This is a genomic window from Sediminibacillus terrae, from assembly GCF_009602435.1.
GTDB lineage: Bacteria > Bacillota > Bacilli > Bacillales > Amphibacillaceae > Sediminibacillus > Sediminibacillus terrae.
In genome coordinates this window covers 255,652-280,839 of sequence record NZ_VZDQ01000026.1, presented here as the reverse complement: position 1 = coordinate 280,839, position 25,188 = coordinate 255,652, and the positions used below count along the sequence as shown (strand labels likewise).

Genomic DNA, 25,188 nt, shown 5'->3' with positions numbered 1-25,188 from the left:
AAAAACAGGAATGATAGACAAGGGCTAGGAGAAAGATGCCTCTGTTAAATGTGGTGGTGTGCTTTTTCACTCCACCCTCTCTTTATCGAAAGGCTCACTCCAAAGAAATGGCTATTTTCCTTTGGCCGCAGAGGAACTAAACTTTCAGGATAGTGCCAAACTTTCCATTGAAAAATTCCAGTCTTAAAAGGAAATGCCCCCAGCATGGTGATATCATGCTGGGGGCATTTTGAAATCGATGGCCGCCTCATTTAGTCTATTCTTCTTGTTCCGCTGAGCCGTCTTCGTTTTTGTCTTCTTGATCATCCTGCTGATTGTTTTGATCTTCGGTCTGCTCATCGTTTTCTTGTTCGTTGTTATCTGACTGCTGTTCTCCATCATCTGAAGAAGAATCGTCCTGCTTATCCTTGTTGTCTTCCTCTTTCTTTTTTTCCTTGTCTTTTTTCTTATCAGCTTCTTTGTCCTTCGATTCATCCTTCAATTTCCCGATTTGAATCGTTTTGGAAGCGGAGGATTCCCGTCCGAAATAGTCCACTGCTTTCACCTGATACACTGCTCCTTTACTAGGAACAGTATAGCTTGAATCGGTGGTGTTTCCGATTAAACTGAACGAACCATCTTTACTTTCTGCACGGAATATTCGATAACCGACTACATCTTTGCTTGATGACTTTTTCCACTTCAGTTTTGTCCCGCTATTGGACAAGGAAGAAGGCGGCGAAGGGGCCTTTCCGTCATCAGAAATATCGGAAGAAGCACTGCTCCCTGCCGAGAAAGACACTTTATCCCAGGCTCCCCCAGCATTTCTTGGCTTCAATACAGATAAGTCACTTAACGTATCATACATGTTCACTTCGAGCCAGTCCGGATTCAAGGACACACCGTCACCGTCTGTGAATTCAGAAGGTGATTTGTCCCCGGCCTTCACGGACTTGCCGTCAACTTTAACAAAATCACCGCTAACAAGACTGTTATCTTCTTCGTCCGGTGCGAATTTGCTGTTGAATATATCAGAGCCTACCAGTCCGATATCTTTACATAAATCGGAAGGGGACATTCCGGAAGTACGACAGAAAGAACGCTCTACAATATTGTCCGGCCTGTCGAACTTGTTGTCGGGAGCCATCAGGCTCGGATCGATTTCGGTGGCTGCGTTGACCAGTTCGGACCATAACCCGATGTTACGATTGCTGTATCCTGTACTACATGGATATTGAGCATTACAAGTCAATTCTTTCGGTGTATCATAGCCGATCCAGGTTCCCATCGTCACATTCGGGTTGGTGGCTACAAACCATGCATCCCACCAGTCAACAGATGTACCTGTCTTGCCGGCCCAGTCGACGCTTCGGTTTGACAACCTGGACTGCGTATAGGTAGCTGTCCCGCTGGTTAGTACATCCCGCATCATGTCTACCGTCAGATAACTGGTTTGCGGTGTGAAAACGTCCACCGGTTTGCTTTCATGCTCGTAAAGGACGTCGCCGTCTTTTGTTTCTATTTTATCGATCATATAGGCATCGACAAATTTGCCGTTGTTTCCGAAAGTGGAGAAGGCATTCACGTTTTCTTCAACGGTGACCCCTTCACCCAAGGAACCAATCGCCAGGGAAGCATTAGTATGGTCTTCTTCCGTAAGGGAGGAGAAGCCCATTTTTTCCAAATAGTTTGTTGCCGGGTCGCTGGAGACGATTTCCTGATACGTCGTGGCGGCCGGAATATTGTAAGATTTTTTCAGTGCTTCTCTTGCTGTGACAAGTCCGTGTGTAGTGCCTGTGTAGTTTTTTGGCCAATCTTTTGGAAGTTGTGGATACCTTGCATTCAAATGATGGTCAAGAACAATGGAGCCCGGCTGGATCACACCTGCTTCCATAGCTGGTCCATAGACCAATAAAGGCTTCATGGTACTTCCGTTGTTTCGCAATGTGTCCGTGGCATGGTTTACTTCTGACGTATCATAACCACGGCCGCCGAGGAAACTGATGATTTTTCCACTGCTGTTCTCAATCAGCATCCCTGCAGCCTGGACCGGTTCCATGATGGTTGTTTCTTCACCGGTTTCCGGGTCGATAACTGTCTGCGGCTTATCAGGGCCGTAATTATCGTATTCCTCGCCAATTTTTTGGAACGCATCATAGATTTTTTTATCGATGGTAGTATGAATCTTGTATCCTTTCCGCCGTAGATTGCGGTCTGCTAGAATACTATATTCCTCCTGCAGCGAGTCGTTGCTTGCAATGTCTTCTTCCGTGTATCCATCTTGCTCAGCAAGCTGTTTCATGATGATATCCTTGGCACGTTCTTCCACTTCATTGGTCAAGTAAGGATACTTGTCCAATGGAGTAGGCGTGGGCTCTGTAAAGTCAGCCGTGATATCGTAGTCGGAAGCTTTCTTGTATTCATCCTCGGTGATGTATTCAGATTCCAGCATTCTGTTCAGGACGGTCTGCATCCGGTTCAAGCCTGGCTGAAGTGCATCTTCATCTTTTATTTCTCCTGTATTGGTAAAAGGTGTGTAGTAAGACGGACTTTGCGGAAGCCCGGCGATAAAGGCTGCCTGCGCAAGGTTGATCTCACTTGCTCCTACACCGAAAATTCCTTGTGCTGCTGTCTCAATCCCTGCAATATTGTCTCCGGATGCGTTTCTGCCAAAGGGGACAATGTTAAGATAGGCTTCCAGAATTTCATCTTTGCTAAGTGACTTTTCCAAGCGCATGGCCAGAAGTATTTCTTTCGCTTTTCTTTCAAAAGACACTTCGTTGGTTAGAATCTGGTTTTTAATTAATTGCTGGGTCAGTGTACTCCCGCCGGTTTTCACCGCTGAATTTGTCGCTTCTTGATATATTGCACGCAGAATCGCTTTTGGAACGACCCCGTTATGTGTTTCAAATTCGGAATCCTCCGTAGCGATGATGGCATCTTTCACATAATCCGATACTTTATCGAGAGTGGTTTCCTCCCGGTACAAGTCAGAGCGGATGTTTCCTAAGTATTTGTCATCAGCAAAATATAATTCCGATGTTTCTTCATAGTTATATATGTCTTCTTTCATGTTTTCTGCTGATCTTACCGGTTCATCTTTAACAAGTGAGGCAAAGTACCCAGCCCCTGTTCCACCTGCAAAAAACAATCCGATACATCCGATGATAATGAAGAAAAGAATGATATTCCAAACCACATCGTAAGTAATTCGAAAGTTTTTCTGAATCTTACCTGCCTGCCACCATTCCTTCACCTTATCTTTATATTTGACCGCAAAATTTTTTAGATTCACAGCAAAACCTCCTAAATATCAATCTATATTATAGCACAGCAGTCAACTTGCACGCAGGTTTTCCTCTATATAATATTGCATTTACCCAAAAGATATGGTATTAATGTATCATTAGTAAATAAAATGTAATATTTTCAGAACTTCTGAAAAATAAAAGCGAAGAAGGAATGAAGTAGTGGATGGTTCCCTGTGACTCAGAGAGCTGCCGGATGCTGAAAGGCAGTACAAAACCCTCCCGCGAATTACGTTCTGGAGTTTCTCCTGCGAAACCAGGGGACGGCTTGCCTGGCCGTTATTGAATCAAGTGGCATTCTTTGGAATGCAACAAGGGTGGTACCGCGAACAACTTCGTCCCTTTATTTGGGGAGGAGTTTTTTTTGTTTGTTTATGGTTTGGCATCTCCCAGAAAATAATCGAAAAAGGAGTGTAGAGCATGGATGTTTTGGAAGATTTGCAAATGCGAGGTCTCGTGCAACAGACCACTGATGAAGAGGGGTTGAAAAAACATTTAAAGGAAAATGTCGTGACGTTATACTGCGGCTTCGATCCCACGGCGGACAGCCTTCATATTGGACATTTGCTTCCGATTACCATATTGAAGAGATTTCAGCGTTCCGGCCATCGACCAATCGCGCTAATAGGCGGCGGAACAGGAATGATCGGGGATCCGAGTGGTCGTTCCACAGAAAGAACATTAAACGAAGCAGACGTAGTAAAAGGATTCAGCGAAAAAATCAAGCAACAACTTGCAAAACTGCTTAATTTTGAAGAAGGGAACAATGCAGCAGTAGCACGCAATAATTATGAGTGGCTTTCTCAAATGACGATCATTGATTTCTTAAGGGATACCGGAAAGCACTTCGGCATCAATTACATGCTTGCCAAGGAATCAGTAGAATCACGCATCCAGAATGGAATTTCATTTACTGAATTCAGTTACATGATTTTACAATCACTTGATTTTCAAAACCTTTACGAAAAAGAAAACTGTACACTGCAAATCGGCGGAAGTGATCAATGGGGAAATATCACTGCCGGGATGGAATTGATCCGCAGAACGCGTGAGGATCAGGGAACAGAGGCAAAGGTTTTCGGTTTGACGGTGCCATTGATCACCAAAGCGGACGGTACCAAATTCGGCAAAACAGCTGGTGGAGCAGTATGGCTTGATCCGGAAAAAACGTCTCCGTACGAATTTTACCAGTTTTGGATCAATACAGACGACCGCGATGTAATGAAATTCATCAAGTACTTCACATTCATGGATCAAGAGGAGTTACGGTCACTTGAAAAAGAACACGAGGCTGCTCCGGAAAAACGTACAGCACACACAAGGTTGGCGGAAGAAATGACAGAAATGGTTCATGGCAGAGAGGCCCTTGAGCAAGCAAAACGGATTTCCGGTGCCTTGTTCAGCGGAGATATCAAGTCATTGAACGCTGATGAAATCGAACAGGGCTTCAAGGATGTACCTTCTTACAAAAGAACAAAAGAAGATGCTAATATTGTCGAACTATTGGTAGAAGCAGGCATTTCTTCTTCTAAAAGGCAGGCCAGGGAGGATGTCAAAAACGGAGCCATTTACATCAATGGCGACAGGGAGCAGGATTTAGGCAAGACCATCGGGGCTGAAGAACGCATTGATGACAGATTTACCATTATAAGAAGAGGGAAGAAAAAGTATTTCTTGATTCGCTTTCAATGATTGATTTTCCATAAACTGAAAAAAGGGATAGTGACCAAATCAAAAACCGAACGATTTCGTTCGGTTTTTGATTGGAAAAGCAAACCGTTCTATCCTTTTCTTATGAATCGTGCAACTCTCCACGCCGGCAAGGTACTTCACTTTGTGCGCGCACGGCTTCAGCTAACTTGGCAAGGAAAACTACTCATTTCGCACTCATCCCGCTGGAGTCAACGCACTTTGACTCCGTTGGATGGAGATAGCTACTCTTCTGATGTGATTTCCGTGTTTCCTATTGCCGTCATTGGTAGAAAGCTATGCTGCATGGAAACCAGGAATATTCGGTTCTCTGTCAAATGTGGTGGTGTGATTTTTCTTCCATTTTACTCAGGCTGCAGAGGAAATAAACTCGATTTCCACGGATGAACGCCCGAACCTCCTCGCACAGCTCGCTGCGGGGTCTCGGCCGCCCGTTTTTCCGCAGGAGTCTCGCTTATTTTCTCTGCTACGCCATTTCGCTCTATAGAGCCTTTTTAACTGCTTGCTGCTATAAAATTTTATGCTTTAATCGTTCAAATTAATCGTTTAAAGTCTTTGATGCCAAAAGAATCTCGTTTTAAAACGAATACGTGTCTTCTTTATCTACCTCTGCTGGAACTTCCCGGAGAACTTCATCCAATCCCCAATAATTCTATGATAAAATGACCTTTCACTCATATCCCTCTCTTTTTCCTTTGGTGTCTTCAACCTTTAGGGTAACAAAGAGAGAGGGAATGAGTGTGTTTTTCTGCACACTGCAGGAAAACACATCACGATAGGGGACGCCACCACATTCAGTATGAGCCGAATATTCTTATGTTTCGCCCATGAACAAAAAATCTCCCCGCCTATGAAAGGCGGGGAGATTTTTATCAAGCAAGTTATTAACGAGAGTAGAAATGAACGGATGATGAAAGCCTTGTTATATCAACGGTTTAAGGGTTACTTTCCAAAACTAGCCGAAAACTTAGCCGAAACTTCATTCATAGAAGCACTGAACATATCTACAATTTCTCTTTCCACTTCTTTGAAAGTGTGGCCGTAAATATCTAAAATCATCATTGGGGTATTACCCAATCTTTCTGCCACATATTTTACCCCTACACCTTGATTAATTAGCAATGTGGCATGAGTATGTCTTAATCCGTGTGGAGTAATAGAGCTTATGCCGGTGCGCTTTATACAGCGTCTAAGAGCATAAAGGATAGATGCATCGGTATATTCCTTACCGGTTTGAAAGGAAATGAAAATAAAATCATCTTGTCTTAACTTTCGGCCAAAAGATAACTTTGTTTCTTTGCACCAGGTCTTATACAACTGAAGTTGATTTATTAATTTGTCATCAATGGATATGGTTCTATAGCTATTGTTTGTCTTTGGTGATCTAACACCTTTATTATCCCTTGTGCGCTCCACTGTGAGCGTTTTTTCTTTGAAGTCAATATTATCCCATTTCAAACCAAATGCTTCCCCTCGTCTTAATCCTGTGTAAGCAAGAAGCAACAACAAAGTATAAACGGTAATATTTTCATTCTCTTCTGCGTCTTTTAAAAGGACGTGTAATTCATCTGCTGACAAGAAATTTCCCTTTAATTTATCTTCTTCAATTAAGTTTTGGTTAATGCTGATTTTGGTGAAACGGTTGCGAGCTAGTATTTCATCATCGACAGCAGCATTAACACCAATTTTAAACAAGGTATGAAATAGTTGAACGGTGCTAGGCTTGTAAGACTTGAGCAGCATGTTTACGAATACTCGCTTGTATGTTGTTTTATCGAGTTCATGTAATTTGTAATGGCCCAATAAAGGATTAATCGCTATCCTGATGGCCATTTCTCTTTGTTGCCTGGAGGTCACTTTCCAATCATTTTTATTGGTTTCATACCAAAGATTAAACCACTTACTAACGGTTATATTACTATGATCAATTTCCTTGGTATAACCATCAACAGATTTGGTTTTTACCTCTAATAAAGAGCGATAAGCTTCTTTTTCACTTGTGAACCCTTGTTTTTTCTTCTCTTTCCACTTACCGGTATAGTCTTTATAACTGTGTCGGTACATCCATCTTTTTTCACCTTTGGCACTAAAGTAATAATATAGCTCCGGATCCTTTTTTGATTTGGATAATTTACTCATTTTCACTTTCCCTTTCTTAGCATGGGCAGATGCAGATAAAGGAAGGTTAATTAATCCAAAATGATTTTTATTATAGTATTTAATTTTTCTTGGAGCTTCTCATCTATTGTCCCTTGATCAGTAAAAAAATAGAAGTTACCTTCATTTTCTTTATTTAAATAGACTGGAGTGGAAAGGCCTTGTTTATAATTACTTATCGCTTGTTCGATTAGTTCAGGTCCTTTTTTTAACTCTTTTAGATCCTCCATTTCATCTAGGTACTTCCAATCAGTGTTATAACCAGCTTTATTAAGGAGGATTTTATATAAATCATTGTAGTTTGTAATATCCTCGATGTTATCTGTTAACCGTGCGGCAATTTTACTTATAATCTTTCGAGAAGGTTTTTTGGTACCTTTTTCAAGTTGAGAAAGATAAGGTTGTGAAACACCTGTGATCTTATGTAGATCACTAATTGAAAGACCTTTCGAATCCCTATATTCCTTCATGTACTTCCCAAATAAGTTATCGTTACTCAAAAATAACCCCTCCTTTAGTTAAATTCATTTTATCCATTATAGCAATAGAAAGCAAACATAATTTGTATAATTTATTGCTATCTATTGCAATTTATTGATAAATGATTTATTATAGCAATAGATAGCAATAGAGAGGGTGAAAATATTGATTAAATATCAACCAAAAAAGATTGAAATTCTTATTGCTATGGCAAAGAAAGGTTTTAACCAAAAGAGTTTAAGTGAAAGCGCTGGTGTCAATGAAGCGACACTTTCGTTATTTCTGAATGGCAAGAGAACTATTTCTGCACCTACTGCTAGAAACATTGCCGAAGCTTTGGAGTGTGAATTAGAAGACTTATTTGAATTTAAAATTAGCAACATAAGGCAGGAGGTGTGAAAAGTTGATTCAAGAAAAATGGGTGATTTACACAGCTAACGATACTGAATTTGTTTTTGATATACACCAGGTTTCCTGTATTGAAAGCCAGCTGCATAAAGAAGGACAACCATACCGTACTATTTATTATCGAAACAATAAGCCAGTTAACTATTCAGTTGATCAGGGTTACAAAATAATGTCTCCAATGGAAGAAGCAGCGATCATTGAAAGCATACAACCAAGTGAACAACGTCAATGCGCAAATTGTGGGGAGCCCTTACATGGAAACAACACTTATTTTAGAGCTGGTAACAACGGTTCTACCTATTGTAATAAAGATTGTGCCTATGAAGCTTATAATGGTTTCTATTCCAAAAAACAGGTAGACCAAACACTAGTGAAAATTGAAAAGAGGTGAGCATAAAATGTTTCCTGCAGAGGTGAAAGTAGAAATTAATGAAGAGGAAATTAAGCAGCAAATCGTCCAACGTTTGGACGACATGATTAGAGAATCTTTAATCATGATTGACGTTGAAACATTGGCTAAGAAAATGTGTATGTCAAAGCGTTTTTTAGAAGAGAACTTCTTGCATGATCCGAGAATGAAATTAATTGAAAGGAGAAAAGCAAGAAAACGATTTTGGTTTTACCAGGAGGCTGTCGAAGTCATTACAGAAATCATGAATGATTGGTAAATAATTAAAGCATGGGCAGATGCAGATAAAGGAAACTTTACTAAGCAATTGAGAGGGGAAATGAAAATGACGAGCATGAGCACTTTAATAGAATTAGACTCAAATGCAGGATGTACCCTAAATAACTTATCAGATATGAAGGGTGCCCTAATGTTACTGGATAATTTGATTGAGGATATGGAAGATAATCCAGAAGTCGCGGCATCATATCTAGCGGAAGGAATTATTTCTAAAAAACTATCAGCAATCAGGGTGGTCTTCAGATCATGCTTAGAGGATAGTCAGGATGAAATGGTGACTGCTCAAAGACATATCCGACAATTAACACAAGCGCAAGAAGATAATGGTAGAGAGGTTTAAATGAATGCAATTGCTAAAAAGAATTAATGGTTTCTTCTTTGAAGATGATCGATTTCACTTAGAATATTTGTTTTTCTATATTCCAGTTATCGTTTTAGTTTTTGTAACAATTTTAAGGATGGGGATATAACAGTTATGGTTTTCTTGAATGGAAAAACTCTCTATGTATCTAGCCATACATAGAGAGGGAGTGATTTGAAAAAACATATAACCTTTAAAAACAGTATTACATTATTTTTATTTGGAAGTCAATGTCTAATCGGAAAGTAGGTGATAAACATGTATAAGGGTTACCTAAAAGGAAACGGAAAACATGCTGCATCCAAGTTCAAAGATGGTGCCAAGTTATTAGCTTACAACACTGCAAGAGCTTTTGATTCTTTTGTGGGTGTGTTAGACGATGATTACATCATGGTGGATGTGGATGATATAGAAGAAGCCGAAATCCTGTTTGAAATCGTAGAAGATAAGGATATAAAGTGCTCGGTCTTAGAGACTGATAACGGTATGCATTTTTATTTCCGAGGTTATGATTTAACAACAAATAAAATCAAATGGTACTCCAATGTCGGAATTCTTTGTGATTACAAACTTGGGATGAAAAACACGGTGGATCCATTAAAGATTAATGGCAAATCTCGAAAGTGGATCCGTAAAGTAGACCAACACGAACCAATGCCGATATGGCTATACCCATACAATAAGAAGAATCCCAACTTGAACAACTTAACAGAAGGTGATGGAAGAAACAATAAACTGTTCACCTACATTCTCAAAATGCAATCTCAAGGGATGGCGAAAAATGATATTAAAGATACCATTTCTATCATAAACAGATACATCCTGGATGAACCAGTAGAGAAATCAGAGTTGAACGTGATTTTACGTGACGAGGCTTTTATGAAGGAGTCTTTCTTTAATGGTTCAAAGTTTCTGCATGATTCATTCGGTGACTTTTTAATCAACGAGTATCACATTTGTAAAATTACGAATGTGCTGCACATATACAAAGATGGATATTATTCTGATGAACAAGCTGATATTGAAGGAGTTATGTTAAAGAACATAAAAAGTTTAAATCAAAAAAACCGGAAAGAAGTTTTAGCATACTTACAACTTATGGCCAAGGAGAAAACTTTATCGTCAACCAAATACATCGTGTTAGAAAACGGAGTGTTCAACCTGGATACGTGGGAGCTGCAGGAATTTAGTCCGGACATAATAGTTAAAAATAAAATACCTGTTCCGTTTATCAAAAATGCGTATTATGAGCCAACCGATAAAACATTAAATAAATTGGCGGTTAACGATAAAAAAATAAGAGCAATTTTAGAAGAGATTCTTGGTTACATTTTGTTTAGATCCAATAGTTTTAACTATACTTTTATTTTAACTGGTGACGGTAGTAACGGTAAATCATCTTATTTAAAGATGATCATGAAATTGGTAGGAGAAGACAATAAGTCAGCACTAGACCTGAAAGAATTGGACCAAAGATTCAAAACCGCGGAGCTCTTTGGAAAACTGGTGAACATAGGAGATGATATTTCGAAGGGATATATTAAAGAATCATCTGTTTGGAAAAAGCTTTCTACCGGAGAGACATTAAATGTAGAACGAAAAGGGAAGGATCCGTTTGATTTCTCCAACTATGCCAAATTAATTTTCAGCGCCAATGAAATGCCAAGAATCAATGATTTTTCAGATGGGGCTGGGCGAAGATTATTGATTATTCCATTTAGAGCTAAGTTTAGTTCCAGTGACCCTGACTATGATCCGTTTATAACCAGAAAGTTACTATCTGATGAATCAATGCAGTACGTATTGAATTTAGCACTAAAGGGGTTAGAACGATTATTAAAGAATAATGGATTTACGAAGTCGAAAACTGTCGAAAAAGAATTGGACACTTATAAAGAGGAAAATAATCCAATTTTAAGTTTCCTAACTGAGGAAAACCCTGATATTGAAAATGCAGTAGTTAAAGACATCTATATGCAATATAAGCTGTACTGTTCTGATAATGGTTTTCAACCGCTCGGAAATGTTCAATTTAGCAAACACATCAAGAAAATATTCAATGTTGATACAAGAGTACAAAAAGTAGATAAGAAATCAGTAAGAATTTATCGAAAGGCTAGTTCATCAAAAAATTAGTGCTAATTTTGATGAAAAATCATCAAAAAATTAGAGAAATGATTGATGGAAATAACGATATATAGGGGAAGTTACGTTAATTGAGTAACCAGTTACTGAATTGAGTAACCTTCAAAACCCTTGATATGACTGAATGGTAGTAATTTGGTTACTCGGTTACAGTGAAATGCAACTTCTTTTATATTAATAGGACTAAAAATAAAGATTCTATAAATAAATATATAAATTTAAGGGGGTAATTGAGTAACCAAATGCTATAAAAATGGAACTGAACCCTTGATATGATTAGGTTTTTATTGGTTACTCAACTGATTAAATTGAGTAACTAACCAGTAACCTGGAACAATAGTTTAACTTTTAAAAAGGAGATGAACATATGACTAAATTAGAGGTAAACGTAGTTAAAGTTTTAGAAGGAACAGAAATTATAAAATTTGAGGTAGGTGAAGGAAATGTGGAGTCTATAATAATTGATTGGGATGAACCAATGATGACTACTATTGAATTTGAAGAAGGTACGCAAAAAGTTTACTTTCATCCCCATGTCATCGGATATGAAGAATAACCCTGGAAGGAGCATTCGATGAAAAGCGCCAATTGGATTAATAAATATTGGGAGCTCCAAGGAGATATAGATGAAATTGAATGGGACATACGAAAAACAAGGTTAGAAATGAAGCGTTGGAAAGAGGGTGGAGATTTATTTATAAAAAATAAATTTGAAACAGTGTTGTTTCATCAGCAAAGAGTTGGCCAGGCGCTTGGAAGTTTAGAGAATCTTTTAAAAGAAAAGTTGCAGCTAAAAAAAGAGTTAATAGACTTAATCGACACTTTCAAAGGAGTTGAAAACAAAATTCTCAAAATGAAATACATTGATGGTATGACATTAGAAAATATAGCTTATGAATTAGGATATACACCAGGTTACATTTACAATAAGCATGCTCAAATTGTAAAGAGCTTGAAATTGTTGCAAAAAGTATCTAACAAGTAGGTGAGCGTGTTGTATGAATGGCTGCGCGATTATCAAAAGATAGAAGAAGAGATCATTTACTTAGAGTTTGAGCTGAATCGCTATCAAAAGAGAATTAGGTAGATGGATTTCCGGTGATTTAAATGAGGTGAAGTTAAAAGAGAACTCTAAAGCCGCTAAACTTGAAGAGATTATTGCTGTTAAAGAATATGAATTAGCACATAAGATGAATGACTTATATAAGGCTAAAAGATTGATCAGCAGATTCAAAGGGGTAAAAACAAGATTTTATTTGAGAAGTACGTAAATGGAAAAACACTAGAAGTAACTGCAACTGAACTTAATTACAGTTACAACTACATTAACAGTAAACATGCTGAGTTAATGAGACTAATTAAGTTTGCTGAGAATTGGAAAGGAGGGTAGTTAAGTGATTGAGAATCAGAAATTTATAAATTTGTATGGCCGATCAGTTGGCATTTTGAAAAAAGACAAGTATAAAATGTTAATCCTTTTTTCAGATAAGACTTATGGGAAAGTAGTTTGTATTGTTCCCAGTGAAAGTATCTTATATTACACATTTGACAAAGAAAAATCTTATCACCTTCAAGTTGATTTAAAAGGGGCTACCAGGATGCATCCAGATGGAAGCACATATACCAAAAACAATTTGGTAGTAAAGCGTGCAAAGGTAATAAGATAGCCTATTCAATTTCATAAACCGTATAAAAAAGAGGTGGTAAAGATGGCTAATCGCTATGAGGTTGCTGATAGACATAGGATGGAGTCCAGAAATATGCAAGAGTTTGGTGAGTTGGTACAGAAACGGGCTCAACTATGAAAAGAAGCCAACCGTGCCCTTACTAAACTTGATGAGCAGAGTAACACCAGATCTAAATTAATCAAAAAATAAATACAGCATTAAAGATTTAATATAAGTATAGAGTGCCCTGGTCGACACTCTATACTTAAACAAATATTACTTACAAGGAGAATTATATTATGAAAACTAGATTGAATGGTAAACAAACAGAGATTCGTACTGCATTTGCTAATTATGTAGCAGGGAAAATATCCACTAGGGAAGCCCAATCTTTTGGGATTTCACTTTCAAATGACGGAAAGGCTTTAATTCCTAAAGTTGTTGCCGATGAAATTGTGGGATATGTGGAACAAGAAAATCTTTTACGTAAATATGGAAAAGTAGTCGAAGTTGAAGGAAATCTACAATACCCGGTTCTTACGGAAGATACAGATATTAAGGTGGATGCTCATACAGGGGTACGTAATGAAGAAATTGAGGTTAACAGTATTGGGTTAACCGCAGAATTATTGACTCCAGTGGAGTTTGATTCCCTTTCAAGAGTAAAAAGAAAATTACTGATGTCGGGTAAAGTAAGCTTAGCAGATTTAATTATTGATTTGATGAAGAGAGAGTATTTAAAAAAAGAAATTGACTATATGTTTAATGGTAATAACGAAAAGGCCATTAATACTGGATCATTATTAAACAAAGCGAAGGTATTTACTCCTACACAGACTGATCCGGTAAAAATAATTAAAGAATTGAAAAACACCCCTACTTCTAATGTAATTAACAAAGCAAGATGGATTGTTAATAAACCAGCAATTAAGTATGTGGAAGATTTAATTTTACCAAATGGAGAAGCTGCCCTTAAAACACTGGATCGTGTAGATGGAGGTGTAAGCTATATGCTATTAGGCTTTCCGCTAGATTTTACAGATGCAGTTAAGGGGGATACACAAATAAAAGCACAAGAATCAGTTGAAAATGCTGAAGCAGAATTAGCTGCAGCACAGGAAGCTTTAAACTTAGAGCCTACCAATCAAGATTTAATCGATGCGGTAACTGAAGCTGAAACGAAATTAACTGCAGCACAAGAAACTTTAAATGATGAAAATGAAAATACAGCCGTTTTCTATTTTGGAGATTTTTCATCCTTCAAAATACAAGAAGACCCTGACGGGCTAGAAATTCAAACGATTAATTCACTGTATGCTCACTTAAATGAAGTTGGTTTTAAATTATATAACCTAGTTGATGGTAAGTTAATTTATTCGCAAATAGAACCTACAATTTATCGTTTGGAAGTGTAGTCATAGGGTCTATAGGAAAAAAAGAAAGCCGATAAGAGGTGGTTAAAATTAGTAAATCAGTTAATCATCAAGTAGTTACCCACGTGAAAGATTATTATGAAATTTGTAGTCGATTTGTAAATCAGAGATTAGATGAATTAAAGGAAGAGGATCGTAAGGATTACCGAAAGCTAAATAAACAGATTAAGATGGATTTTGAAAAACTGTCTCATAGAATTAAAAAAAATAAATTGTTATGCATGCGGTACAAGGACGTAGTCAAAATGCTTATGGAATCCATTGAATTTAGATTGAAAGCAGTAAACATATTGATAGATTCATTAAGCGAGGGGGAAAGAGATCTTGACAAGTCAACTTTTATAAATTCCAATCAAAAAGCTCATGATTTAGAAAATAAACTCGGGGCCTATCTAAAGGGTGAAGTACTTGGAAAACAAAAAACTAGATGAATTTCAAAATATCATTGATGCCATGGGAATGATAGATGGGTTAATACTTGTTAAAAACGGTAAAGTTACTATAATGGAGCCATTAGAATATGGAGAAGTAAACATTAAATTCCATAATAATAAACTGAAGCAATTGGATACTATAAAAAAAATTAAATATTAAAATCCTACTGGACATACCAGCGGACATGAGTAACTTTAACAAGTTTCTTGTGTCCTTTTTATTTTGGAAGATTAGAGGAGTGATATACATGCCGGATAAAGAAAAAAATGTCGTTCTCAATTTTAAAATGGATGGCCAGGTAAAATATGCTGAAACGTTGCGTGAAATTAATTCAGTTATGAATACTGCCGCAAAAGAGTACAAGAACCATATTGCGGCAATGGGTAATGATGCTACTGCCACTGATAAATTGAGAGCTGAAAAGAAAAAGCTTGAAATCCAGATGGAAGGAGCTCAAAAGCGAACAAAGATGCTCCGAACACAATATGAGGAAATGAGCAAAGATACCAAGAATACTACTGGGCAACTTACTCAAATGTATGGAAAGTTATTGGATGCAGAAAAGGCCGAAGCATCCTTGCAAAAGTCTCTCGATCGAGTAAATGGAGAATTGACAGAACAATCACAGGAAGTGAGAGAAGCGGAACAAATGCTTTCTGGTTTGAAGAATGAAGCTAACTTATTGGAAGCTGAACAAAAGAAGCTAACCTCATCCTTTAAATTACAGAAAACTGAACTTGGTGCGAATGCCACTGAAGCTCAAAAAGTAGAATTATCACATAAACAATTAACCTCACAAATTAAATTAGCAGATAGGGCAGTAAATAATCTTGAAAGACAGTTAGAAGCTACAAAGAAAATTTATGGGGAAAATTCAGTAGAAGTATTGCAAATGGAAACTAGGTTAAACGAAGCTAGGGCTGATATAAGTAAATTTAATAGATCACTTCAGGATTTGGAGGATAAGGGCCGAAAGGCAGGTAAATCTGTAGGAAAACATTTAAAGGGTGGATTACAGTCAATTGCAGGAGCGGCTCCAGCAGCCGCTATTGGTGGATTAGTAACTAGTATGGAAGATTATAATACAGCTTTGGCCAGACTTAACACGAGTGCTAGCACGGCCGGATTAAGTATGGATGATGTAAACGGAGCTTTTAATGAAATGCAGTTGGTTTCTAGGGATGCTGAAACTTCAGTAGAAGGTGTAAATAACCTAATTGCTGCAGGTTTCGATCCAACACAAATTATAGAGGCTACACAGTCTATTTCAGGTGCGGCTATAAAATGGTCAGACACGCTAAATGTTGAAGGTTTATCAGATGCCGTACAGGAAACGATAGCAAGTGGGCAATCAATAGGAATGTTTGATGAATTGTTATCTCGATCAGGAGCAAATATTGATAAATTTAATGAGGGACTTGAAAAGGCTAAGGAAAAAGGGCAGGAGCAGCAATATGTTTTAGAACAACTAACAAATCTAGGTTTAAGTAGTTACTTGGAAAAGTATAAAGAACTAAATCCAGAAGTAGTTGCACAGAGACAAGCTCAACAAGAGTTAACCGATTCACTATCTGAATTGTCCATAATATTAACGCCTTTAGTAACAGAAGTTACTGAATTTACTTCCACTTTAGTTGAATGGGCAAACGAACATCCGAAACTAACTGCAGGTATAGCAGCAACAACAGCTGCTATTGGAGCTCTAGCAGTGGCAGTCGGAGCACTATCTCTTGTAATATCACCTATAGGTTTAGTTATAGCCGGCATTGCTGCAGCCATCGCGGGAATTGTATTAGTTATAAAGAACTGGGGATCGATTACAGATTGGTTCAGTGAAAAATGGAATCAATTTACCGCCTGGCTAACAGAAGTTGTGCCAAAATTAGCGGCCGACTTTATTTCCTGGTTTTTAGACATGAAAAATGGTGCCGTGGATAAGTTTTCGCAAATGAAGGACAGTGCTATCGGTAAAGTCACCGATCTAAAAGATGGGGGAATAAAACTACTAAAAGGCTTTAAAGATGGAGCAATAGATAAAGCAAAGCAGATGAAAGACGACTTTGTAAATAAAACAACCGAACTGAAAGACGGTGCAGTAGACAAGTTCAATGAACTTAAAAAAAGCGGAACAGATGCAGTTTCCAGTTTTAAAAGTAATGTTTCAAGAAAGGCCTCAGATTTAAAAAGTGCTTTCGTTGATAAAGTAACCTCTTTGAAAGATGGAGCTTTGGACAAATTTAATGATTTAAAAAACCGAGCTGGCCAAGTAATGCAAACTGCGAAGGATAAAATACTGTCACCAATTGAAACAGCTCGGGATAAGGTTAGTGGAATCGTAGATAAAATAACAGGTTTCTTTTCCGACATGAGATTAAAAATTCCCAAACCTTCCCTGCCAAGTCTTCCTCATTTCAGTCTCGAATGGGGAAGCAGGACAATTATGGGTAAAACTATATCTTATCCATCTGGAATAGATGTAGATTGGTGGGCCAAAGGAGGAATTTTCACTCAGCCAACTATCTTTGGAGCATCTGGTGGCAGATTACAAGGAGCTGGGGAAGCTGGACCGGAAGCTGTATTACCGCTAAATGATAAAACGCTTGGCTCCATTGGTAAAGGTATTGCCAGAAATATGAATCAACAAGATCAGAAGCAACCTGTAATTATTCAAATGGTAACACCGAACAAACGAGTACTTGCAGAATTGGTTCTTGATGATATAGAGAGTGGATTAAATCGTAAACAAAACCGAAAGAGGAGGAAACCACGAGGTTAATAAAGGATTGAGATACCACGAGGTCGTGATAATACGATCTCTTTTTTTATTGGAAGGAATTTCTTTTTTTCTGTCGAATTATGAATTATAAGGAGGAGTCATGAATGGCTGAATTTTATTTTAAATCAAATGGAAAATATGTTGTAACTGTGGAAAATGGTTATTTGAAATGGACTAGAAAAGGGATGAAAAACTATATGGTTCAAGGTTCCAAAGGAGAAAAAAGCGTGCCAATAAAAAACATCTCTGCTATCCAATTGAAAGAGCCTGGACTTACTACTGGTTATTTGCAAATCGCGTACAGTGGATCTTCTGAAAGTAAAGGTGGAATATTCAATGCGGTGAAAGATGAGAATACAATTCTATTTAATAAAAAAGAACTTCAACAAGCTAAAGAATTACAAGAACTTGTTGAGAGCCTACAAGGTGAAATGAGTTCAGCAAGCGGTTCTCAACTAAGTGAAGCAGATGAACTAAAAAAGTATAAAGAGTTACTTGATGAAGGCGTGATCACCGAGGAAGAATTTCAATCAAAGAAAAAGCAATTGTTAGGATTATAAGTCATCTCAAAAAAGAAAAGTGACTTTGACTGGAAGCTGTAGCCCCCCTGTCGAAATGAAATTTTTTCTTCACTTGGGAGGATAGGTAGCGTGGGTGCTTCTGTGCACCTCAATGAGAATTTTTGAATTTTTTTGTAGTACTATTTTGTAATGTTTATTTTTGAAAATGCAGTCGTTATAGTAAATGATAGGGACTTATAAGAAGTCATATGAACTGTAGTACTACAAGTTTTGTAGTACTACATTTAATTTAATGGTTACCATTGTTTTGTAAGATTATAGAATGGAAATTTAGAAAAACGCTCTTGTTGTTCTTCAGTTAATTTACTGTAGGTAATATCAAATTCAATCTTACTCTCTAATAAGATATAAAATGCACAAAGTACGTCAGATGTATAAGATTGCTTTCTTTTCATCTTTAAAATATCCTCTTTTTCCTGTTCTGTGAATTGCCTCATCCTTTTTATAATCTGCATTCTATTTAGATAAAAAGTAATATTATCAGAAGAAAGAGTCAATAAATGATCAAAGATATTTAAACTTAAATCTAACAGTTCTTTACGATCGTTATGTTGGTCGTAATAGTTTAACAGCTGTAACATATAGTTATTAGTTAGCATTAAACTTATCTCATTATTAGAGGTTAAAGACTTGAAAGATGATTCTACCACTTTAGGGTCGAAGTTAGAAATTTCTACAAGAATATTTGCATCAATTATTAAAAATGGGCTATGATCGACCATTTCAGAACTATCTTCAAAAGTTACCCTTATTTTTAAATACTTTTGAAGATCTGTTAAATTGAAAAGATCAAATGCTTTCTTTTTATCTTGTACTTGCGCTGTAAAAAGTACAATTTTATAGTTTCCAATTTTAAATTGAAGAAACGGATTTTCAGGAGTTGTCTTTATGTTATTTTGCTCACCTTTATAAAAAATGTTTACAAGGGCATTTAATGTTTTTAATTCTTCTTCTGTAAAATCTTTAGTGTCTTCATTAAAATTAATATTTAATTTTTTGAAGGTTTCGATAACTTCTTCAAGATTTTTAATATAATTTGGGAGATTTTTCAGTTTGAAAGAGTCTTCAAATTTATTTAATTCGATAATCGACCCATTTATATTTATTGTTTTCTGATCAATCATCTCTAACATAAATTTGGAATCTTTAACACGGTCAGATATAGGACCTTTTTCTTTAAAGTTAATTTTTAAAGGTTTTTGACGATTTATTGATCCAGTTGTTGATTTATTAATAATTATTTCAAATGAATTACCAAATTTCAGTTTTACATACTCTTTGGAAATTTCTCGTTTAACTTCTGTATACCACGTGGTATTGTTAATGCCCACCCACAAGTCTGTTTCATACTCAATTGTTTCAATGTCCATTCTATAAAGCGGTATATCTAGACCTAAATTTTCAACGTGTCCATAAGCATAGGTTCCGTGTTCTAATAGATAATCATGAATTGAATATTGAGAAGGACTAAAAGTTTTAATTTTATAACTGTCGTATGCAAATGCTTGATCAATTAATAAAGGCAAAGGTTGCTTTTCACTATGTAATATAAAGTTCTTACATACCGTAACAAGTGAGTTACTGTAACTGTCTAGCTTTTTAAAATATTTTATAATTGACTTTTGATTTCCCATATCTGCTAAGGTTTGTTTTAAATCAATTGGTAATAAGTCCAAATAATAAATTTGAGTTTCATCTACTGAAACTATTTCAACTAAAAAGAAAAGTATTCCACCGTCGTGATAATAATTGTTTAGATCAGCTTTTTCTATTTGATACTTTGCAACTGTACTAAAATTTGAGACTTCCTTGCCCTTAATCTGAACTGGAACCTTACCTGTGAGTTGTTCTTTTTTTTGTTCTTGGTTATCGTAAACCCATATCTCTCCATCCCATGACGGTGTTTTATCATTTACTGGAATTTCATCTTTTAAAAAATCACTTTGGAAAATCTCATACTGTATCTTACTTACTGCAATCTTCTCTATCTTCTCAGAATTCAAGATATGTACTTCCTTTCCTTAGAAATTAACTAAAATTAATGCGAGACGGACAAGAACACTTAAAGATTAGCACTGAATTAACCTTCCTTTATCTGCATCTGCCCATGCTTTAATTTGTTAGCCGAAAAACAGCCGAAAACTAGCCGAAAAAACGTGCATCTTTTTGCATCACTTTGCAAAAATCAATGTAAAAGAAAAAGCCTTGAAGCGTTGGTAAAACAACATTTTCAAGGCTTTTTTGCATTTACTATACTGTCTATCTCGATTAACGAGAGTAGAATTCAACGATAAGCGCTTCGTTGATTTCTGCTGGAAGTTCAGAACGTTCAGGGAAACGAGTGTAAGTTCCTTCCAAAGCATCTTCATTGAAAGATAGGTATTCAGGAACAAAGTTGTTTGTTTCCACAGCTTCTTTAACGATATTAAGACTTTGTGACTTTTCACGAAGACCAATCACTTGTCCTGGCTTCACTCGGTAGGAAGCAATGTCCACGCGTCCGCCATCGACGGTAACATGACCGTGGCTTACAAGCTGGCGTGCTTGTCTGCGAGTGCGGGCAAGACCCAGACGGTAAACCAGGTTATCCAAACGGGATTCGAGAAGGATCATGAAGTTTTCACCATGGATACCTTTCATTTTTCCAGCCTGGTCGAACAAGCGACGGAATTGACGTTCGTTAATTCCGTACATGAAGCGAAGCTTTTGCTTCTCTTGCAATTGAAGACCATATTCAGATAATTTGCGGCGCTGGTTGGCACCATGTTGACCTGGGGCGTAAGGACGTTTATCTAGTTCCTTGCCAGTACCAGTTAAAGAAATTCCGAGACGACGAGACTTTTTCCATACAGGACCTGTATAGCGAGCCATTGTACATCTTCTCCTTTATATATAAGATTTGCATAAAATAAGACAGTGTGTTCCCGATCGCTGCCCATTTTGTTTTCATGTACCATCGCTCCAGCAGCAGAGAGTTACACGATACACCTTACAATCTATAAGGAACAAAATGAAACAGTCGGAGGTTCACTTAGGCTACCTTTTTTACACAAAGTCCATTATAGTTTTTTTGGATAGAGAAGTCAAGGGCCGTTTGCTTGAATACAAATATTCGGAATTATTCTAGGAAATAAGTAGGAAAAGAAGGTTTAATCATATATAATTAGGATATATCTCCTATATCCGCTTAATACGTGGAAAACATGATTATATCATATTTATAATTATTTTCGTTAACAGATAGAAGAGAACATAACATTCCAGGCGCTTCCCATCAGTGGTAAGCAGCCCTACTAATGATAGGTGAGAATTTATGGATACCAACAATAGATTATCGAGGTGTGAATGCTGGTACCGCATGCTCGATGCTTTCATGCAAGAAAGTGCCCCTGCCATTGATGAAGTGATTGCGAAAATTTGTCAGAAAATCAAGCAATTCATACCTGTGCGATTTGCGGCCATTTTTTATTACGATCCGTGGAAAAATGGTTATAGCTTGAAAACCGATGATTCTGAGCTGGAAAAATTGACAGTGGGGACCCTTCCGGATTCTATAGCTTCGAAGGATGATTCTGTGGAAGCAGGTGATGAGGTGTTCGTTTGTCCGTCTTCTCTTCAGTCTTTGTTGCTTCCATTAAGGGATGAAGAAAAAAAGCTTGGATTTCTTTTTATAGCCACAGATGTAATTACGGATTGGTGTCGGAAGGAATGCAGGACGATAGCAGAAGAAATCTCCGGTCAACTGCGTATTATATCCAATTACATACATACTGCGAAAAACAACTACAATCACCGGATTTTATACCGGGTTACGTCATCCTTTCATGCATCCATTCATACGAAAGATGTATTGGAAGAAATTATCTCTACATTGCAGAACGTTTATCCGGGATTTGATTATTATTTATACCTGTCCCAGGAGTTTCCGGGGGCGGATGACCTGCCTACTAAAGAGTTGATTTATAATGATAATGTTACTAACCGGTTTAGTGTCCATGCTTTCCTTACCGGAGAAGTCCAATACGAACAAATAAAGGAAACCTGCGAATCGAACTTATATATTCCGCTCAAAGGCAAGCAAGGGGTATATGGCGTGTTGCAAATCTATGCTTCCACTGTGACTGCTTTCCCGGCAGAAGAAGTGGATTTTATCACCTTGTTGGCGAACGAAGCTGGAAATGCAATGGAAAATGCCCGTCTTTATCAACAGTCTAAACAATTGATTGAAGACCTGCAATTGATTAACGAAACGTCCCATACCTTGAATTCGAACTTGCGGTTAATTGAAACGACTACTTTTGTGAATCGGCAAATCAAGGATAAATTCGGTGCGGAAGAGATCGGCTTCATTCTCTTCAAGGAAGACAGCGAGGAGGAATACGAAGTCCTGGACGGAAGTACGGATTACTTTTTGTCGAGTAAAGCGAAACAGTTCCTGGGCAATACACTTGAACTGCTTAAAAAACAACATGATGCTGTGTTCATTGGCGATTTTTCCATCAAGTATCCAGACATATTTTTGCCCTATCATTCTGTTATGGCTATACCGATGATACAGTCGAAACAAATCAAAGGCGCTATTTTCGTACTCCATTCAGATGCATATTATTTCTCTTTTGAAGCATTTAAGCTTATTCAATCACTTGTTCATCATTCTACACTTGCCTTTGTCAATTCAATGCTCCGAGAACAATTGGAACACTTGGTCATTACCGATTATCTCACCAGTCTATATTCAAGAAAATATTTGGATGAACGGCTTCAGGAACACTTGGCCGAGGATGAACAAGGTGCTTTTTTGCTAATCGATATCGATGACTTTAAAAAATTCAACGACACCTATGGGCACGAGCTGGGAGATGAACTGATCATTCAAGTAGCCTCTATTATAAAAGGACACTTAGGTACAGACGATTTCGCTGCCAGATGGGGAGGCGAAGAGCTTGCCGTTTATCTTCCGAACGCTTCCATAGATGACGGCATGGACACGGCTCACCAGTTAGTCCAGCAAGTCGAGGCCTTTACAGAACCTACGGTCACGATATCAGTAGGTGTGTCCTATTGGAACAAAGGGCAGGATCAGCGTTCGGGAAACGTTTTTGACAGGGCGGACGAAGCTCTTTATCAAGCAAAGGAACTTGGGAAAAATTGCGTCGTCAAAGCCAAATGCATCGGGGAGTTAAAGTAATGCGGACAAAAGCAGAGTGACCAAAATAAAAATCGAATGATCCTTCGTTAGGTTTTTGTCAGAAAAAAGCAAGCCATTCTTACCCTTCTCTTATGAATCGCGCTCCACTCCGGCAAGGTACTTCGCTTTCCGCGGGCATGGCTTCAGCTAACATAACGAAGCACGCATCAAACAGCAGGATAAAAGGAAGTTTGTTGAATATACATATAAAAACCGAGCGAATTTGATTGATATCTTGAATTCGCTCGGTTTTTGCTTTGGTGGACATGTATTTGTCCCGGTCGGACTTCTGTTTGTCAAATATGTTTTTCCAAAATCTTGCCGAATTGTTCCAAATAAAATTGATCTTCTTTATCGAATCTGTTTTTGCTTGGACTGTCGATGTCCAGTACGCCAAAAATGGCATCTCCTTTATGAAGCGGGACGACAATTTCGGATTGGCTTGCAGCATCACAGGCTATATGGCCAGGGAATTGATTTACATCGTCAACAAGCTGGGTTTTTCCTTCCTGTACAGCTGTACCGCATACTCCGTTGCCGGATTTGATTCGAACACAAGCAGGCAAACCTTGGAACGGTCCCAATACCAGTTCATTTTCCCGCCAAATGTAAAAACCGACCCAATTGACATCTGTCAAAAATTGATTGAGTAAAGCAGAGGCATTAGCAAGGTTTGCTATGACATCTGGCTCATCTTCTAGTAAAGCCTCCAACTGCTTTAACAGCAATTTATAATCCTTTTCTCTGGATCCGGAGTAATTTTTCGTTTCAAACATTGTATCCCCGCCTTTTTCTTTGCATTTTTAGACAATTAATTTGATGCACTGCGACAGTTCGCGATTATCAACAGCATCTCGACAAGATGGATGCGGTATTTGACGAGCGACTGTTGCAGGACTCTCCCCGGTTATGTCGTAAAAGACAAGAGGAGGTGGTACCAATGACGAACAATCAAACGAAACAAAAGGTGATGGAAGCTGCTTGCAGGTTATTTTATGCAAAGGGCTACCATGGCACTTCTGTACGTGACATCGCTCATTCAGCTTCGGTCAATGTTTCGTTGATCAACTATTATTTTAATAGCAAGCAGGGGTTATTGGAATCGATTGTCACCAGCTATTATGAACAATACATGAATATGCTTGAGGAAACAATGACAAATACCGAAGCGCAGCCGAAAATCGATCGGCTGAAGCAAATGATTGCAACTATTATACATTATAAGCAAGAACAGCATCAATTCACTTGTTTCATTCATCGGGAATTATCCCTTGATTCAGTGTTCGTCAGAGAGATGATGGTCACTTATTTGGCAAAGGAAAATTATCTGATCAACAGCGTTTTTCAAGAAGCTTTGCGTGATTCCGGCAATACAAAATTAGATTTGCAGTTTTTATATGTGCAGTTGAAGGGCTTGCTGAACAGTCCGTATTCGTCCGCGAACGAGTGGAAAACTCTGGTGAATTGGAATCAGTCTCAAGATTTTTTTGCGAAGAAATATGTCCAGTTGATCTGTCGTTGGATCGATTATTTGTCGGAAGGCACTGGGATGGATGAAAAAAGCAAGCCTAGCATACTGTCTCGTTAAAGCGGGTGAACTCGACACCTGCTTTTTTTCTTGCTTCCATACCACCTGCAAAACTTCAAGAAAACACGTCATCCGACAACTGTTGCCACCTTGTTTGAAAAATTTGTCGTTGTGTGAATAAATTTGAAAATTAATAAACAAAAATAGCTGTTAACATGGTATCATAATAGTAATCATCATCATCAGGATGTTGCAACAAACCAAAAAGCAACTGAATGCTGCGGAGCTTGAAACAGAGAAGGAAATTGCCTTTATAACGGAAGTTTTTTCCTCTCGTTTTAATA

At 37.7% G+C, this 25,188-nt stretch carries 21 protein-coding genes, 2 pseudogenes and 1 other annotated feature; of the genes and pseudogenes, 17 read left to right on the top strand and 6 right to left on the bottom strand.

Annotation, left to right across the window (positions count from 1 at the left end):
- Positions 1-256: 256 nt before the first annotated feature.
- Positions 257-3,274: a transglycosylase domain-containing protein gene (locus F6X55_RS16630; protein WP_153464819.1), complete on the bottom strand. Its 3,018-nt coding sequence runs from the start codon at positions 3,272-3,274 to the stop codon at positions 257-259.
- 150 nt (positions 3,275-3,424) lie between these two features.
- Positions 3,425-3,633: a binding site (T-box leader), on the top strand.
- A 74-nt stretch (positions 3,634-3,707) separates the two neighbouring features.
- Here F6X55_RS16630 and tyrS point away from each other — a divergent pair.
- Positions 3,708-4,979, top strand: a complete 1,272-nt coding sequence (gene tyrS, locus F6X55_RS16625) for a tyrosine--tRNA ligase (RefSeq protein WP_153464817.1) — start codon at positions 3,708-3,710, stop codon at positions 4,977-4,979.
- 960 nt (positions 4,980-5,939) lie between these two features.
- Here tyrS and F6X55_RS16620 read toward each other — a convergent pair.
- Positions 5,940-7,136, bottom strand: coding sequence for a tyrosine-type recombinase/integrase (locus F6X55_RS16620; protein WP_153464814.1), 1,197 nt, complete (start codon positions 7,134-7,136; stop codon positions 5,940-5,942).
- Positions 7,137-7,186: 50 nt separating this feature from the next.
- Entirely contained in the window at positions 7,187-7,654 is a 468-nt protein-coding gene (locus tag F6X55_RS16615; protein ID WP_153464812.1) for a helix-turn-helix domain-containing protein, read from the bottom strand.
- Positions 7,655-7,799: 145 nt separating this feature from the next.
- On the opposite strand from F6X55_RS16615, the gene F6X55_RS16610 reads away from it, so the two are divergent.
- From F6X55_RS16610 to F6X55_RS16545, 14 genes and pseudogenes are all read left to right on the top strand, one after another.
- A complete protein-coding gene (locus tag F6X55_RS16610; protein WP_153464810.1) occupies positions 7,800-8,033 on the top strand; it encodes a helix-turn-helix domain-containing protein in 234 nt (77 codons plus the stop codon).
- A gap of 4 nt (positions 8,034-8,037) precedes the next feature.
- On the top strand, positions 8,038-8,433 hold the full coding sequence (locus F6X55_RS16605) for a hypothetical protein (RefSeq protein ID WP_153464808.1): 396 nt from the start codon (positions 8,038-8,040) through the stop codon (positions 8,431-8,433).
- A gap of 7 nt (positions 8,434-8,440) precedes the next feature.
- Complete coding sequence (locus tag F6X55_RS16600) at positions 8,441-8,710, top strand: hypothetical protein (RefSeq protein WP_153464806.1); 270 nt, start codon at positions 8,441-8,443, stop codon at positions 8,708-8,710.
- Between the two features lie 66 nt (positions 8,711-8,776).
- Positions 8,777-9,070, top strand: coding sequence for a hypothetical protein (locus F6X55_RS16595; protein WP_153464804.1), 294 nt, complete (start codon positions 8,777-8,779; stop codon positions 9,068-9,070).
- 279 nt (positions 9,071-9,349) lie between these two features.
- Entirely contained in the window at positions 9,350-11,227 is a 1,878-nt protein-coding gene (locus tag F6X55_RS16590; RefSeq protein WP_153464801.1) for a DNA primase family protein, read from the top strand.
- A 376-nt stretch (positions 11,228-11,603) separates the two neighbouring features.
- Positions 11,604-11,792, top strand: a complete 189-nt coding sequence (locus tag F6X55_RS16585; protein ID WP_153464799.1) for a hypothetical protein — start codon at positions 11,604-11,606, stop codon at positions 11,790-11,792.
- Positions 11,793-11,810: 18 nt separating this feature from the next.
- Entirely contained in the window at positions 11,811-12,221 is a 411-nt protein-coding gene (locus tag F6X55_RS16580) for a DUF1492 domain-containing protein (RefSeq protein WP_153464797.1), read from the top strand.
- A 9-nt stretch (positions 12,222-12,230) separates the two neighbouring features.
- Positions 12,231-12,626: pseudogene (locus tag F6X55_RS20265) on the top strand (hypothetical protein).
- 4 nt (positions 12,627-12,630) lie between these two features.
- A complete protein-coding gene (locus F6X55_RS16575; RefSeq protein WP_153464795.1) occupies positions 12,631-12,903 on the top strand; it encodes a hypothetical protein in 273 nt (90 codons plus the stop codon).
- 299 nt (positions 12,904-13,202) lie between these two features.
- The gene (locus F6X55_RS16570) at positions 13,203-14,318 is read left to right on the top strand and encodes a phage major capsid protein (protein ID WP_237648696.1); all 1,116 of its coding nucleotides are present in this window, start codon (positions 13,203-13,205) and stop codon (positions 14,316-14,318) included.
- 83 nt (positions 14,319-14,401) lie between these two features.
- A complete protein-coding gene (locus F6X55_RS16560) occupies positions 14,402-14,767 on the top strand; it encodes a hypothetical protein (protein WP_153464793.1) in 366 nt (121 codons plus the stop codon).
- Complete coding sequence (locus tag F6X55_RS16555) at positions 14,745-14,930, top strand: hypothetical protein (protein WP_153464790.1); 186 nt, start codon at positions 14,745-14,747, stop codon at positions 14,928-14,930. The genes F6X55_RS16560 and F6X55_RS16555 overlap by 23 nt, the downstream gene beginning before the upstream one ends.
- Positions 14,931-15,018: 88 nt before the next feature.
- Positions 15,019-15,768: pseudogene (locus F6X55_RS20435) on the top strand (phage tail tape measure protein); the annotation flags it as partial.
- Between the two features lie 1,883 nt (positions 15,769-17,651).
- Complete coding sequence (locus tag F6X55_RS16545; protein WP_153464786.1) at positions 17,652-18,107, top strand: SHOCT domain-containing protein; 456 nt, start codon at positions 17,652-17,654, stop codon at positions 18,105-18,107.
- A gap of 257 nt (positions 18,108-18,364) precedes the next feature.
- Here F6X55_RS16545 and F6X55_RS16540 read toward each other — a convergent pair whose 3' ends face one another.
- On the bottom strand, positions 18,365-20,131 hold the full coding sequence (locus F6X55_RS16540) for a hypothetical protein (protein ID WP_153464784.1): 1,767 nt from the start codon (positions 20,129-20,131) through the stop codon (positions 18,365-18,367).
- A gap of 265 nt (positions 20,132-20,396) precedes the next feature.
- On the bottom strand, positions 20,397-20,999 hold the full coding sequence (gene rpsD / locus F6X55_RS16535; RefSeq protein ID WP_026569685.1) for a 30S ribosomal protein S4: 603 nt from the start codon (positions 20,997-20,999) through the stop codon (positions 20,397-20,399).
- Positions 21,000-21,441: 442 nt separating this feature from the next.
- On the opposite strand from rpsD, the gene F6X55_RS16530 reads away from it, so the two are divergent.
- A complete protein-coding gene (locus F6X55_RS16530) occupies positions 21,442-23,316 on the top strand; it encodes a sensor domain-containing diguanylate cyclase (protein ID WP_081704479.1) in 1,875 nt (624 codons plus the stop codon).
- Between the two features lie 296 nt (positions 23,317-23,612).
- Here F6X55_RS16530 and F6X55_RS16525 read toward each other — a convergent pair whose 3' ends face one another.
- Positions 23,613-24,092, bottom strand: coding sequence for a GAF domain-containing protein (locus F6X55_RS16525; protein WP_026569686.1), 480 nt, complete (start codon positions 24,090-24,092; stop codon positions 23,613-23,615).
- 164 nt (positions 24,093-24,256) lie between these two features.
- Between F6X55_RS16525 and refZ the strand changes: the two genes are divergently transcribed.
- Positions 24,257-24,904 (top strand): forespore capture DNA-binding protein RefZ, encoded by a 648-nt coding sequence (gene refZ, locus F6X55_RS16520; protein ID WP_026569687.1) that lies wholly within the window; start codon positions 24,257-24,259, stop codon positions 24,902-24,904.
- The last annotated feature ends 284 nt before the right edge of the window (positions 24,905-25,188 follow it).